Source organism: Aeromonas veronii bv. veronii, assembly GCF_000820225.1.
Classification (GTDB): domain Bacteria; phylum Pseudomonadota; class Gammaproteobacteria; order Enterobacterales; family Aeromonadaceae; genus Aeromonas; species Aeromonas veronii.
The window spans coordinates 465,853-480,127 of sequence record NZ_CDDK01000018.1 but is presented as its reverse complement, the minus strand read 5'-3'; the positions used below and the strand labels follow the sequence as shown (position 1 = coordinate 480,127).

12 protein-coding genes are annotated in these 14,275 nt (G+C 58.6%); 6 read left to right on the top strand and 6 right to left on the bottom strand.

Annotated elements, in window-relative coordinates:
- Positions 1-29 precede the first annotated feature (29 nt).
- The gene (locus tag BN1139_RS08450; protein WP_005353405.1) at positions 30-2,243 is read right to left on the bottom strand and encodes a DNA-binding protein; all 2,214 of its coding nucleotides are present in this window, start codon (positions 2,241-2,243) and stop codon (positions 30-32) included.
- Positions 2,244-2,651: 408 nt separating this feature from the next.
- Between BN1139_RS08450 and BN1139_RS08445 the strand changes: the two genes are divergently transcribed.
- A complete protein-coding gene (locus BN1139_RS08445) occupies positions 2,652-3,398 on the top strand; it encodes a LexA family transcriptional regulator (RefSeq protein ID WP_005353407.1) in 747 nt (248 codons plus the stop codon).
- Positions 3,399-3,713: 315 nt separating this feature from the next.
- Here BN1139_RS08445 and BN1139_RS08440 read toward each other — a convergent pair whose 3' ends face one another.
- The 4 genes from BN1139_RS08440 to BN1139_RS08425 form a co-directional block, all read right to left on the bottom strand.
- Complete coding sequence (locus BN1139_RS08440) at positions 3,714-4,301, bottom strand: histidine phosphatase family protein (RefSeq protein WP_005353409.1); 588 nt, start codon at positions 4,299-4,301, stop codon at positions 3,714-3,716.
- 154 nt (positions 4,302-4,455) lie between these two features.
- On the bottom strand, positions 4,456-5,109 hold the full coding sequence (locus BN1139_RS08435) for a helix-turn-helix transcriptional regulator (RefSeq protein WP_005334376.1): 654 nt from the start codon (positions 5,107-5,109) through the stop codon (positions 4,456-4,458).
- A 64-nt stretch (positions 5,110-5,173) separates the two neighbouring features.
- Positions 5,174-6,463 carry an L-cysteine desulfidase family protein gene (locus BN1139_RS08430; RefSeq protein WP_005353411.1) on the bottom strand — a complete coding sequence of 430 codons (1,290 nt, stop codon included), beginning with the start codon at positions 6,461-6,463 and terminating at the stop codon, positions 5,174-5,176.
- Between the two features lie 22 nt (positions 6,464-6,485).
- Positions 6,486-6,869: a Rid family detoxifying hydrolase gene (locus BN1139_RS08425; protein WP_005344164.1), complete on the bottom strand. Its 384-nt coding sequence runs from the start codon at positions 6,867-6,869 to the stop codon at positions 6,486-6,488.
- 251 nt (positions 6,870-7,120) lie between these two features.
- Between BN1139_RS08425 and BN1139_RS08420 the strand changes: the two genes are divergently transcribed.
- The 3 genes from BN1139_RS08420 to BN1139_RS08410 all read left to right on the top strand — a co-directional run bounded on the left by BN1139_RS08420 (position 7,121) and on the right by BN1139_RS08410 (position 11,171).
- Complete coding sequence (locus BN1139_RS08420) at positions 7,121-8,416, top strand: SLC5/6 family protein (RefSeq protein ID WP_005334398.1); 1,296 nt, start codon at positions 7,121-7,123, stop codon at positions 8,414-8,416.
- A 193-nt stretch (positions 8,417-8,609) separates the two neighbouring features.
- On the top strand, positions 8,610-10,616 hold the full coding sequence (locus BN1139_RS08415; protein WP_005353414.1) for a methyl-accepting chemotaxis protein: 2,007 nt from the start codon (positions 8,610-8,612) through the stop codon (positions 10,614-10,616).
- Between the two features lie 267 nt (positions 10,617-10,883).
- Positions 10,884-11,171, top strand: a complete 288-nt coding sequence (locus tag BN1139_RS08410; RefSeq protein WP_005334401.1) for a hypothetical protein — start codon at positions 10,884-10,886, stop codon at positions 11,169-11,171.
- 80 nt (positions 11,172-11,251) lie between these two features.
- Here the strand turns inward: BN1139_RS08410 and BN1139_RS08405 are convergent, their stop codons facing one another.
- Complete coding sequence (locus tag BN1139_RS08405; protein ID WP_005334402.1) at positions 11,252-11,440, bottom strand: hypothetical protein; 189 nt, start codon at positions 11,438-11,440, stop codon at positions 11,252-11,254.
- 236 nt (positions 11,441-11,676) lie between these two features.
- On the opposite strand from BN1139_RS08405, the gene BN1139_RS08400 reads away from it, so the two are divergent.
- Positions 11,677-13,674, top strand: a complete 1,998-nt coding sequence (locus tag BN1139_RS08400; RefSeq protein ID WP_005353416.1) for an alkyl/aryl-sulfatase — start codon at positions 11,677-11,679, stop codon at positions 13,672-13,674.
- The gene (locus BN1139_RS08395) at positions 13,671-14,195 is read left to right on the top strand and encodes a hypothetical protein (RefSeq protein WP_005353417.1); all 525 of its coding nucleotides are present in this window, start codon (positions 13,671-13,673) and stop codon (positions 14,193-14,195) included. The genes BN1139_RS08400 and BN1139_RS08395 overlap by 4 nt, the downstream gene beginning before the upstream one ends.
- Positions 14,196-14,275: the final 80 nt, after the last annotated feature.

Genomic DNA, 14,275 nt, shown 5'->3' with positions numbered 1-14,275 from the left:
TTTGTTTTTGGGTCTTTTCGGGCTACTCGCTAACCTTTTGCCTGGGTGTGGCGGATCGCCCGAACATCATCCAGATGGCGGTTAATCCGTTTCGCCATCAGCTTGTGGCTGTAGAGGTACCGGGTCAGCCACTCCCTCTCCCGCTCTGTCAACGGGGCATCCAACTCCTTCTCTGCCAAACAGATGGCCTGTTCGTACTCGGTCTTGAGCGCTCTCGATTCCTGCCCTGCCGTTGCTTGCTGGCGGGCGGCTTTCTCTTCTCGCCTGGCCTCAATGGCGGCAAGTTCTGCAGCGCTGAACTGAGCCGGTTCACCGGGGACGGCAACGCCCGATAGTGCAGCCAGGGCCGGGTTATCGAGGGTGAGATCACTGCGTTGGAACTGGGCGATATCCCGCGCCTGGGAGACGAAGTGGCGCACCACATCCTGATGGAGCTGGTCGATGCCAAAGGTCTTGGCCACATTGCGCATCTCGCGGCGAAAACCGGCCAGTGCCTTGGCATCGGCACGTTTGGCGGCACGGAAGGCATCCGGGCTGACACCATTGCCCAGCAGGTCGATGTTGATGGCCTCGATCCGCTCGTTCCAGTCGCCCGTGCGATACAAGATGGCGCGGCCCACATCGCTCGGATCGAGGAACACGCTGACCCGCTGGCTCTTCCAGTTATGCTCCAGCAGTTCTGGGGCCGTGTATTTGAGCCCACCGGCTTTGATGAAGCCTTTGGAGACGGTGGCCTCGCCGATGTGGTTAAGCAGCAGATCCAGCGCCGACTCATCGCCAATGGCCCGCCGCTGATAGCGGGCATGACCATATTTTTCGTTGGGGGTCATCCCTAGGGAGCCATGCTTGCGGTTGTGGTAGCGGGCATCGAGCCAGTTATCGAGCAAGCTCTGCAGCTCACAGGCCGTCATGGCCAGCTCGAAGATCTCCTTTTCGGCATCCGGTTTGCGTTTTTCTTCCAGACGCTGGGCAAAGCTCTTGCGTGCCTCGATCACCTGCCGATCGGCCACGCAGTGGCCGATATAGGAGGGCAGCAACTCGATAAGGCCGTGGCTCAGGGTGCGAAAGAAGCGCTCTATGTGCGGTTTCTCCCACCCCGAATAGGCGTTGGAGCGGCTGACGTTCATGCCGAGCAGGGTGCAGATGGACATGACCCGCTGACTCACGTAGTCAGAGCCGTTATCGGTGCGCATCACGCCGTTATCGTTGAGGGTGCCCCACGCCAGCAGCGTCTTGCGCAGCAGCAGGCAGATCCCCTCGCTCGATGAGGTTTTAGCCACCAGCAGGCGCACCCGACGGGTAAACACGTCGATCACGGCGATGATGCTGTGACGACCATCCACCAACATGGCATCGACCGGGGTGCTGTCGAACTCCCAGACGTCGTTGGGCTGGGCCATCCAGGGGTACATCTCCTCGATCGCGCTGCGATATTTGTTGTTGTAGGCATCCGGGTTGGTTGCATAGGTAAAGGCCACCTTGTTGTCTGCCAACCATTTCACCATCCAGCGACGCAAGGAGGATTGGCTGGGGATCTGCCATCCCAGCTGATTCATCTCGTTGTATTGGCTGGCAAGTTCGTGCAGGGCTCCCCACTTGTTGGCCAGATGGGGTTTGGCGGTGACCAGTGCGGTGAGAAACTGTGCCAGATCCGGGCTCTGCTCGACGGTCGATGGCCGCTCCCGCTGGTAGTTGCCCGCCAGGGCTGCGGGGCCTTCGTCCGCCAACGCACTCTGCCAACGGCGCAGGGTGATCAGGCTGAATGGTTTTTGCCGGTCATAGACGCTCGCAGGGAGTGACAGGCTGCGGGCACGGTAAGCCTCAATAAACGCACGCCGACCCACCTCCCCTTGTTGGCAAGCTTGATAGGGTGCCAGGAAAATATCGGCGGCCTGGAGGATCAGCAGTCTGGCATCGACCTTCTGGCGAGCACCCTCCCCCAATGTCAGCAATTTGCGACCTGCCTCCGGTTTGACCGGCACCTCGCGCGCCAGCAACTTGGCCATGGCCTTGCCACCTGCCGCATGATCGGTCACGGCTTGACCTTGTGCGGCCACGGCTTGCTCTGCCAGATAACGGCGGGTTTCGCTCGGCAGTGAGCTGATGTGGTACTCGGCCCCTTTGCCTTTTTCGCGTTTGCGGCTTTGCCACTCTTCACGCTCGGCCTTTTTGCGCACACCATCGGGGTAAACGGGCATGCCGGCCAACCCGGCCAACGCTTGGGCGGTGTACCAAGTGCTCATTGGTCACCTCCCAGCAGATCGATCCCAAGCGACTCGGAGAGCAAGGCCATAATGCTGCGGCTTTCCCGACGCTTGGGGCTGACCCCCTTGGCTGGGGCATAGTGTTTGATGCAGCGCTGTACGGCTCTGGGATGCAGCCCTTTAGCGCGGGCCCAAGCAGCTTGGGAATATCCGCATTTTATGAGCTCAGCCCTGATCCACTCTGGTGTTTTCCCTGACATACTCACCCCGTTTCGGTATCATCAAGTGTCGCAGTGCGTATCTTAATCATTCATAAAAGAATGATTTTATGTCGCAATGCGTCACATATGAATGATTGATCACCCCAAAAAGATTGACAAGTCTTTTTGTGCGGAATTTTTTGTCTATCGACTCACCAGCATCAGCCACTAGCCGAGAATTCCTTGTATGTCAGAGCGTTATGAAGAAAAACCACAAGCAGTACAAAAAGACGGTGAGGTATCTTTTCTGACGGCGGGAATGGATACTTTGAGTGACCGTCTGGATGAGCTGCGCGGGAGCTTGAGCTACAAGGCATTTGCCGAACTGGTGGGGATGAGTGAGTCGGGGATGCGCAAATACTTCCCCCCGTTTAATTCACTGCCCACCATCGATAAGGCGCTGCGCATCGCGCGGACGTTCAATGTGAATCTGGAGTGGCTGGCCACCGGTCAGGGCCCGAAACACCCCGATGGAGCGGCCGAGCAGATGGTGCAACGTGAGGAGTTTGATGAGGAGTACGCGCTGATCGATGGCTACCATGTCACCGTCAGTACCGGCCATGGTGCGTTTAATGATGATCATGAGGTTAAACGCAAGCTGGCCTTTCGCCGTAAATGGCTCACGTTTCGCAAGTTAAACCCGGATAACCTGGTGGTGGTCTTCGCCAAAGGCGACAGCATGGAGCCCACCATCCACTCTGGTGACTCTATCCTGGTCGATATCAGCAAGAATCAGATCGAAGACGGATCCATCTTCGTGTTGCGCCTGGGAGAAGAGCTCTACGCCAAGCGCCTGCAGAAAAACTTCGATGGCGGGATCACCATCATCAGCGACAACCGCGATGATTACCCCCTGCAGGTCGTTCCAGCCAACCAGCTGGAGAACCTGGCCGTGATCGGCAAGGTAGTCTGGGCCGGGCACGACTTTTTTTAACTGTAACTATCTGATTTTGTGATACCCCGCTGCTGATATTATCTGGCCAGTAATTATTTAAATGGCTCTAGGCAGCAATCACTACATTTTTCATTTTCAGTGCATCGACTCGCTGCCTGACTCTAAAGTTTTCATTTTGCGGTTAAACGGCTTGGTTTAACCGCATCACGCCACAAGCCCCGCCATTCCTGAGTTTGTCCCGCCATCTCCCACTTGTTTTCACCAGCTCCCGGTTTTTCATTCTTGGTGATGGGTTACAAATGGGCATCCGAAGGTGGCCATCATGGTCCATGCCATGGTGCCACCTCACGGCAACTAGCAGGCAATGCGGGTGATGTGGCCATCCTGCAGCTTATAGAAGGCATCTTGCGGCAACTCCTGTGACCAGGTCGCCTCATAGCCGAGATCGGCATAGACGCCGCGCAACATGGCACCGAGCAGACCGTGGGAGATAACAATGGCCCGCTCAGCGATGGCAGGATCCTGCAACCACTGGTGTGCCCGGCGCTGAATGCTCTCGAAGCTCTCGGCCCCCGGTGCCTGCAGATACCAGTCCCCTTTGCCGGTATCGAGCTCGGGATGAGCGAGCCGCAGCACCGGGATCTGGCAGCTCTCCCACTCCCCCATCCCCAGCTCCATCAAGCGATCGTCCCAGACGATGCGATCCGCTGACAGCCCCAGCTGCTCGCACACCAGCAGCGCAGTCTGACGGGCGCGACCGAGCGGGCTGGCATAGACGGTCCAGCGGGCGGGATCCGCCAACTCGTCGGCAAGCCGCCGTCCCATGGCAATAGCTTGTGCCTCGCCCTTGTCGGTCAGATCGGAGTTGCAACGCCCCTGCAGACGCTGCTCGGCATTGAAGCGGGTCTGGCCGTGGCGCAGCAGATAGATGAGTCGAGACATGATTTCTCCAGCACGTTCAGAGAGATAGAAAAATAAAGGGGGGTGATGATAGCAGATGAGCCCGAAGGATGGCCCAAACAGAGAGGCTAAAACGGGCGTAAAAAACGGGTCAGGGCTGACCCGTTTGCTGCCAATTTGGCCCGAGTGAACCGGCTCAGCCCTTCTTGATCTCCCGCAGATAGCGGTAGATGGAGTGGACCGAAATACCGAGCTGGCGCGCCGCAATCTGGGCACTGTCTTTGAGCTCGAAGATCCCCATGTCGTGCAGCTGATTGACGATGACCCGTGTCTTCTGGGACGGGGGCACCGCCTCGTTGCCGCGCACCTCGGCACTGACGGTGTCGATGGTGCTGTTGAGCGCTTCGTCGATGTTGCGGGCGAACACCTCCGGGGTGGCATGGCTCTCGTGGGGATGCATGCACTCCGGCATCATGGTGCGCAGCACAGATTGCAGCGGAGCGTCCATGTCGCTGTTGATGCAGAGCAAGCCGATGGCCCTGTGCTCCCCGTTGCGGATCACGGTCGTGATGGAGCGCAGGGTCTTACCGGTGGCGCACTTGGTCATGTAGGGACTGGAGATATCCTGCCCGCTCTTGAGCTTCATCATCGCCAGGTTGGTGATGGGAGCGCCGACACTGCGGCCAGTGATATGGCCGTTGGCAATCTTGACGATCGAGGGATTGCGCGCATCCAGACTGTGGAGCAGCACTTCGGTGTGCTGACCATACATGGCGGCGATGCCATCCACTATGTTCTCCATCGACTTGAGGATCTCAAAATCGCTCGGACTCAACTCTTGCAGCTTCACAATGGGACCTTCTTGCAAGGGTTGCTGCCGGACAATGGACGCCGGGCAGCAACCGACAGGGACATCAGGCGGACATGATATCAATAATGGTGCTGTCTGTGGCAGACATGCCCTCCTTCACCATCTGGCCGACGTTGCGGATGGTCTGATCCACGTCACCTGCGACGATCCCCTGCTCCGACACCGAGTGGCTGTTGAGGGCCATCAGGAAGCCGCGCACCGCCGCACCGGAGGAGGTACTCACCTTCATGGCGCAGGAGGCTTTCGCCCCGTCACATACCATACCGGCACTGTCGCTCAGTACGTTCTGGATGGCGAAGCAGGATTGCTCGAAGCTGCCGCCGGCCAGATAGACCATGGCCATGGAGGCGGCCGCGCTGGTCACGGTATTGCCACAGAAGGCCGACAGCGGCGGATAGTGGGACTTGATATAGATGGCGCCCAGATGGCTCATGATGAGGGCGCGAGCCAGTTGCTCTTCGCTGGCCGCAAAGCGCTCGGCAATTACCATCACCGGAATGGTGGCGGCAATGCCCTGGTTGCCGCTGCCGAAGTTGCTCATGGCTGGCAGGGTCGCGCCCCCCATGCGGGCATCGGAGGCAGCCGCCGTCATCATCACGATGCGGTTCATCACATCCTCGCCGATAAGACCGGCATTGATGTTCTGCTGCATGGTGCGGCCAATCTCCAGGCCATAGGGGTTATTCATCCCCTCGGCAGAGAGCTTGCCGTTAAGCTCGGAGGCTTTGAGGATGAATCTGATCTGCTCGAACTCCACCTGAGTGGCGAACTCGTAGATGGCGGCGATGCTGATATCGACGCCATCGCAGATGGAACCGGTGGCGCCGCCCTGGCTCTGATCGGCGGTGAAGGTCACCTCGCCATCGCGGCGCTGCTCGACGATGCGGGTATGACCGCCGCACAGGGTCACTTCGGCACTGTGCTCTTCACCCTTTTCATCAGTGCCATAAACGGTCACGCGGCAGAAGATAAACTCGGGGGCGGCGGTGCGGCTCACCTGCACCTTGCCAGCATCGATCAGCTGCTGGGCACGATCCACCTGTTCTGGCTGGATCGCGGCCAGCACCTCCAGCCCGGCATCGGCGTTGCCACCGATGGCACCGGCCGCGGCCGCAATGGCCAGACCGATCTTGCCGGTGCCCGGCACATAAACACCCATCGAGTTTTTATAGAGATTGTCCGACACCGCAACCTCGAGGCGACCGGGCTCACAGCCCAGTTGCCGGGTGGCGACCGCTGCGGCATAGGCGGCGGCAATTGGCTCGGTACAACCCAGCGCTGGTTTGACAACCTGTTGAATAATCTGCAGATACTGCTGCCACGCTTGTTTCATCACTTGAACCTTTTTATCAGCATTAACGAGCGATATGGGCGATCGCTTCCACTTCAACCTTGACGCCCATAGGCAGATCCTTCACTGCGAAGCAGCTGCGCGCCGGACAATCTTTCTGGAAATAGGCTTTATAGACCTCGTTGAACGCGGCAAAATCGCTGATCTCGGCGAGGTAGCAGGTGGTTTTGAGCACGGTATCCAGCGAGCCGCCAGCGGCTTCCAGCACGGATTTCAGGTTTTCCAGTGACTGGCGGGTCTGGGCGGCAATCCCCCCTTCCACCACACCACCCTGCTGCTTGCAGACCGGCAACTGACCGGAGGTAAAGATAAGGTCGCCATAGGCAGTGCCGTGGCTGTAGGGACCGATAGCGTCAGGTGCCGCTGCTGCTGTGATGATGCGTTTCATATAGCCACTCCTGTTTGTGCAATTTTTTTTGCAATCACGAATCTCATTCCGCTCAACATTATTTGCTTTTTATTTTATCCATTCAACAAAAAGATACAAAAATGGCGTTTAAAGGCACCTTTCAGCCTCAATATAAACCGTGATCACCATCCTGATTTGAACAAAAGTACTCTTATGGGCATTGTTTATGACAGTTTCATTCAACTATATTTGCGCCGCTTTCCCACATCCCTACAAAAAAGAAGGTTTTAATGGACGCGCATAGCACTACACTCGCCAGCCCCGTGATGGGCACGCTGGAATGGAAAGAAGCGGTTCGCTTCGACAGCACCGACTGGGGCTGGATCATCATGAGCATCGGCATGGCCATCGGCGCAGGGATCGTCTTCCTGCCGGTACAGGTGGGTCTGATGGGCTTGTGGGTCTTTCTGCTCTCGGCGGTGATCGGCTACCCCGCCATGTACATGTTCCAGCGCCTCTTTATCAACACCCTGGCTACTTCGCCGGAGTGCAAGGATTACCCCAGCGTCATCACCGGCTACCTTGGCAAGAACTGGGGTGTGCTGCTCGGAGCCCTCTACTTCGTGATGCTGGTGATCTGGGTCTTCGTCTACTCCACCGCCATCACCAATGACAGCGCCTCCTTCCTGCAGAGCTTCGGTGTCACCGACGGCCTGCTCTCCGAAAACCCGCTCTACGGTCTGGTGCTGATCTGCGGTCTGGTGGCACTGGCCTCGCGCGGCGAAAACCTGCTGTTCAAGATCTCCACCTTTATGGTGCTGACCAAGATCAGCGTGGTGGCAGTGCTCGGCCTGATGATGGTGGACAAGTGGGATGCGGCCAACATCACCGCCATGCCCGCTGCCGGTGACTGGATGAAGGATGCCATCATCATGCTGCCCTTTACCCTCACCTCCATCCTCTTTATCCAGAGCCTGAGCCCCATGGTGATCTCCTATCGCTCGCGGGAAAAGTCGCTGGAAGTGGCTCGCTTCAAGGCGATGCGCGCCATGAATATCGCCTTCGGCATCCTGTTCGTGGTGGTGTTCTTCTACGCGGTCTCCTTCACCCTGGCCATGGGCCACGATCAGGCGGTCAAAGCCTCCGAAGAGAACATCTCCGCGCTGGCGATGGTAGCCCAGGGGATGCCCGGCCAGACCCTCAAGCTCCTGAGCCTCACCCTCAACATCTTCGCGGTGATGACCGCCTACTTCGGCGTTTACCTCGGTTTCCGTGAAGCCTGTCAGGGTCTGGCGATGAACCTGCTGCGCCGCGTCATGCCGGAAAACCGCATCAACAAAGGATTGGTAGGCAAAGGGATCATGGTGTTTACCGTCATGCTCTCCTGGGGTGCCATCGTGCTCAACGCACCGGTACTGAGCTTCACCTCCATCTGCAGCCCCATCTTCGGCATGGTGGGTTGCCTCATCCCGGCTTATCTGGTCTATCAGGTACCGGCGCTGCACAAGTACAAGGGCACCTCCCTCTACATCATCATCGTCACTGGCCTACTGCTCTGTGTCTCGCCCTTCCTGGCGTTCAACTGATCGGTGTCCCCTTATCGACCGCGGGTTACCTTCGGGTGGCCCGTTTTCTATTGGTGCGGCTGACGGCGCCCACGCCCGGAAGTAAAAAGCCAAGGGGATCACAACTTGCAACCGGCCATCACCCAAGGGAGGCCGCTCGGAGTACTATTCAGGCAACACGACTCACGCCCGCACTCAGGTATCGAGGCTTAACATGAAATGGATTTTCAACCCCGCCATCCGGCTGGGCAACCAGCTCTCCTTCAAATACAAATTCCTGCTCTGGTCCTGCCTGATGCTGCTGCCACTGGCGTACAGCATGACCAATCTGCTGGGGCGGCTGCAGGATGACAACGTCCAGGCCAACCGCGAGCTGGCGGGAGTGGTCAATCTCGCCCCCGTGCCCGCTATCGAGCAAGCCCTGCTCATCCATCGCAATCTGGTAACCCGTCACGCCTATGAAGTGGATCCGGTCGGTGATGATCAGGTCAAGGCAGCCGCACAAGCCGTTGATCAGAGCCTGCAAGCCTTTGCCAACACCCGCCAGAACAACCCCTCCTTTGAGGTGATCCAGCAGGGCTGGGCCGCCCTGCTGAGTGAAGCGGGCAAGCTGGAAGTGGAGCAGAGCAACCTGCGCCACGACAAGCTGCTGACCGAGGTGCGCCATCTCTACAAGCACATTACCGCCAGTAGCAGCCTGATCCAGGATCCGGCGCTCGGTACCTACTACATGGTGATCCTCGCCAGCGAGCGGTTGCCGCAGCTGCGCGACCTGCTGGCTCAGGTGCGGGATCGCGCCGCCACCATCGCCGATTTCGGCCTGTTTCAGGCAGAGGGCTACAGCGGCCTGCGTTTTCGTCTAGACCTGATCAGCGCCACTCTGCAAGAGCTGGAGGCCGATCTGACCCTGCTCTACCAGATTGAACCGGCCTACCGCGCCGAGCTGGGTCAGCAGACCGATGCTCTGATACAGCTGGTGCGTCAGGGGGTCGAGACCATGGAAAACAAGATGATGAAGGATCAGCTGGTGCAACTATCCACCAAGGAGGTGCAAGCGCTGGGAGATAAGATGGACGAGGCCATCACCGCACTGGCAGGCCAGGTACGCCAGCGGCTGGAGGCCGACCTGCATCAGCGGCTGGCCGCCAACCAACGCCACTTCTGGTGGGTCACCGCGCCGCTAACCGCCAGCTTGCTGCTCTACCTCTACCTGATGATCGGTGCCTATCTCTCCCTGCGCGACACCGTAGGGCGGGTGCGTGATATCGCTGCCCGGGTCAACGCCCAGGATCTCAGCCAGCATATCGAGATCGTCGGTCAGGACGAGCTGGCCGCCATCAGCCGGGATTACAACGTGACCCTGGATACCCTGCGCACCCTGATGCTGCGAGTGCGGGAAAATGGCGTCACCGTGGTGGAGAGCGCTACCGAGATCGAAGCGCGCACCTGCCGCTCGCAGGAGGTGATTGCCGATCAGCAAGGGGAGACCCATCAGGTCGCCACCGCCATCAAGGAGCTGGCCGCCACCTCACAAGACATGGCAGGCAACGCTCTGCAAGCCGCCCGCATGACCCAGGAGGCGCAGAACGTGGTCGGTCAGGGCGAGGATGTGGTGGAGCGCACCATCAAGGCCATCGACCATATCAACCGCGAAGTGCTGCGCACCGCCGACACCATAGGCCTACTGGAGCAGCAGTGCAGCCAGATTGGCGGCGTCATCAGCGTGATCCGTAGCATCGCCGAACAGACCAACCTGCTGGCCCTCAACGCTGCCATCGAAGCGGCCCGGGCCGGTGAGCAGGGTCGCGGCTTTGCGGTGGTGGCCGACGAGGTGCGGTCTCTTGCCAACCGCACCCAGGGGGCCACCGTCGAGATCCAGCAGATGATTGAACAGCTGCAATCCGGCGCCCGCGCCTCGGTCACCGCCATGTCGGCGGCTAGCCATGAAGCGCAGGAGGGGGTCGGGCTGGCGCAGGAGGCAAAACAGGCTTTCGGTGCCATCACCGAGAAGGTGGATCGAATGGTCGATACCAACGCCATCATCGCCAGCGCCATCGAGCAGCAGGGCGCCGTGGTCAACGAGATCGAACGCAACGTGGTGCGCATCTCCGATGGCAGCGACGAGGCGCTGCAAGTGGCCAACGCCGCCCGCGATGCCGCCCGCCAGATCCACCAGCTCACCGAACAGCTGCGTGCCATGGTACAGAGCTTCGTGCTGTAACAGAGCGCTGACAAGCCGGGCTCAACGTGAGCTCGGCATTATCCCGGTCTCGCATCTCCCCACAACATCTAGGTTGCTCGGATCATCCAGAAAATCTCTGCGCCCCACTTGCCGGGCAAACGCCAACAAAGTAGTCTCGAACGAAAACAAAATGCGGCATTCCCGACACGCACGGTCTGCGATGTCGAGGCAAGCAAGCCGCCTGCGAGCCACAGATTAAAACCAGCGTCACGTCATTTATCACCCGCTTCAAGCGAGAATTTACCTATGGCCAGATACCAGTTTTTTACCATTCCGGCGTCCAATCGGCAGCAATACACCTTTATCGACATGGCATCTCCGACTTTTCTGAGTGAAAAGGCGGCACTGCTGACCCAAGGATTCGAGGTGGAGGAGGACTTTATTGACGCGACCACTCCACGGGAGGCCGTCGAGAAGTACCAATCCAATTTTCTCTATGTGGCGGATGAGATAGGCAAGTCCGATAGCAGCTACGCCGCGGCCGTCGCCATGCTGGAGATTGGCAAGGGGTTATTGGGCAATAAAAACCGCTGAGATAAGGTACAGCGGTGAAGAGTGGTGGCCATCGTGGCAACGCGCCCGATGGCCATATGGCAAGATATCAATTCGGTAAGTCAGAAGCGTCCCAGCTGCTGGAGCATCTCGATCAGCTCCTCTTCGCTGCTCGGCTCATAGGCCAGCTGAAGGCTCGGCGCGGCGCCTCCCATCAGCATATAGACGTTGGTGCTGCAGTGGTCGTAGTGATACCACTTACCGTCGATACAGACGTCGGTATAGCATCTCGGGTCCCTTTTCAGTTCCATATGCACATCCTTTTGTTACATCCCATTAACATCACTCCTGACCGTAAGACAACCCGTTGCGACCTATCTTGATACAGATCAAGATGTGCAACGGCTGTGCTCCTGAGGGCGCAATTCCTGCTGTTTTCCTCCCGGATGGCGTTGTGTAGCGCAAGTCCCCCCTTTCTTCTCTTCCCTGACTTGAGCCTGACTACACTTAGCCCTGTCGACCCACACCACCATCTGGAGTTATACCGATGAAACCGAGGCTTTCCACCCCCACGATTTTCTCGCTCTTGCTCTGTGGCACACTGCTTGTGCAGCCTGCTCTTGTGCTGTCGGCCAAGGCCGCCATCGACCCCAAACCTGCCAGCGAATTTACCATCAAGGCAAACCAGCAGGTGCTCACCACCCTGCCCTTCAATGACAAACAGGATTTCGAGGATGCCCAGCGTGGCTTTATCGCCAAACCGGAGACCCTGACCATCAAAGATGACAAGGGCAACGTGGTGTGGGATCTGGAGCAGTACAAGAGTTACATCGGCCTCGAAAAGGCCGCGCCGGAGACCGTCAACCCCAGCCTGTGGCGCAATGCCCAGCTCAACATGCAGTACGGCTTGTTCAAGGTCACCGACAAGATTTACCAAATTCGCGGCTTTGATCTTTCCAACATCACCTTTATCGAAGGCAACAAGGGCTGGGTGGTGTTCGATCCGCTAATCTCCCCGCAAACCGCCAAGGCGGCGCTGGCCTTCATCAACAAGACCCAAGGGGAGCGCCCGGTCACTGCGGTGGTCTACAGCCACTCCCACGTGGATCACTACGGCGGTGCCGCCGGTCTTTTCAATTCGCTGGACGAGGTGAAAAAGAACGGCGTCGAGATCATCGCCCCTGAAGGATTTACCGAACACGCGGTGTCGGAGAACGTCATCGCCGGCAATGCCATGGCCCGCCGCGCCGTCTACATGTACGGCGCCCTGCTGCCGCGCAACCCGCAGGGGGGCGTCAACGGCGGTCTGGGGCAAACCACCTCCACCGGCGTGCCCTCACTGCTGCTGCCGACCCGCTTTATCACCAAAACCGGTGAAACGCTGACGGTCGATGGCGTCAAGATGGTCTTCCAGATGACCCCGGGCACTGAAGCCCCGGCCGAGATGAACACCTGGTTCCCGGACAGCAAAGCATTGTGGATGGCCGAAAACACCACCAACACCATGCACAACATCCTCACCCTGCGCGGCGCCCAGGTGCGCGATGCGCTGAAGTGGGCCAGCTTTCTCAACGAGACCATCGAAACCTGGGGAGATCAGGCCGAGGTCAAGTTCCAGAGCCACCACTGGCCACGCTGGGGCAATGCCAATATCGTCGACTACTTCAAAAAGCAGCGGGACCTCTACAAATACATCCACGATCAGTCGGTGCGCCTGATGAACATGGGTTATACCGGCGAGGAGATCTCCGAACAGATCACCCTCCCCCCCGAGCTCAACGACTTCTGGCCGAACCGCGGTTATTACGGCACCCTGCGCCACAACAGCCGCGCCATCTATCAGCGCTATATGGGCTGGTACTCCGGCAACCCCTCCGATCTCGACAACCTGCCCCCAGAAATGGTCGGCCCCAAATATATCGAGTTCATGGGGGGCGAGCAGGAGGCACTGAAAAAAGCCAAGGCCTCGTTCGACAAGGGGGAATATCGCTGGGTAGCAGAAGTGCTCAAGCATCTGGTGTTTGCCAACCAGAACAACACTGAGGGCAAGCTGCTGCTGGCAGATGCACTGGAGCAGCTGGGCTATCAGGCTGAATCCGGCCCGTGGCGCTCCGTCTATCTGCAAGGTGCCTATGAGCTGCGCAATGGCGTTCCTAATGTTGGCGGAACAGTCACCGCCTCACCGGACACCATCCGGGCCATGAGCCCCAGCATGCTGTTTGACTATCTCTCGGTGCGCATTAATCCCGAGAAAGCGGCGGGCAAGAAGATGGTCATCAACATGGCGTTCACCGACATCGGGGAGAAACATACCCTGAGTCTGGAGAACTCGGTGCTCAACCACACTACCCGCTATGCCGCCAAGCCTGATGTGACCATTACCCTGAGCAAGAAGACGCTGGATGATATCCAGCTCGGTCAGGGCACCATGGAGCAGAAGATCGCCAACGGCGAGATCAAGATCGAGGGTGATCAGCAGAAGTTCAGCGACTTCGTCACGCTGCTCGACAAGTTCAACTTCTGGTTCAACATAGTGACGCCATGATGCAACGCACCTTGCGCGCATGCATGGTCCTGCTCTGCCTCATCCCCGGGATGGGGCAGAGCTGTGGTTATGATGCCCTTTATCCCAATCCGTTCGAACAGAGCTGGCCCGGCACGGTCAATATTGCCATGGCCACGGCGACTGCGGTGAGCCGTGAGCAGTTACCCCCCTTGGCAGCCCTGACAGGCGAAGCCGGCTTCTCCCGTAGCCAGGCATGGCTCCAAACCCTCAAAAGTCGACTCCAGCAGGCAGGGGTCGGCGGCGGGATCTCCATCCTGCTGATCGACTCAGGACTCTGGTCCAGAGTACGAGGCAAGGAGTCCCTACTGCTCCAGCTGCACACCAGCGGCCCAAACCCAAAAGACCGGGTGATGCTGCTGAGTGAAGCCGCCATCAACGCCATGTTGAATGGGTCGCTCACCATCGAGCAGGGACTGCAATTGGGTATTGTGGAGCTGCAAAGAGACGACAATCAGCAGTTGCAGCGGGATCTGCACAAGGCGCTGAGCTCGCAGACCTGACCGCCACAGGAGGAACAGATAGAACAAAGGGAGGCAAATGCCTCCCTTTTTTATGCCCTCACGGTGAACGTCAAGCGCGG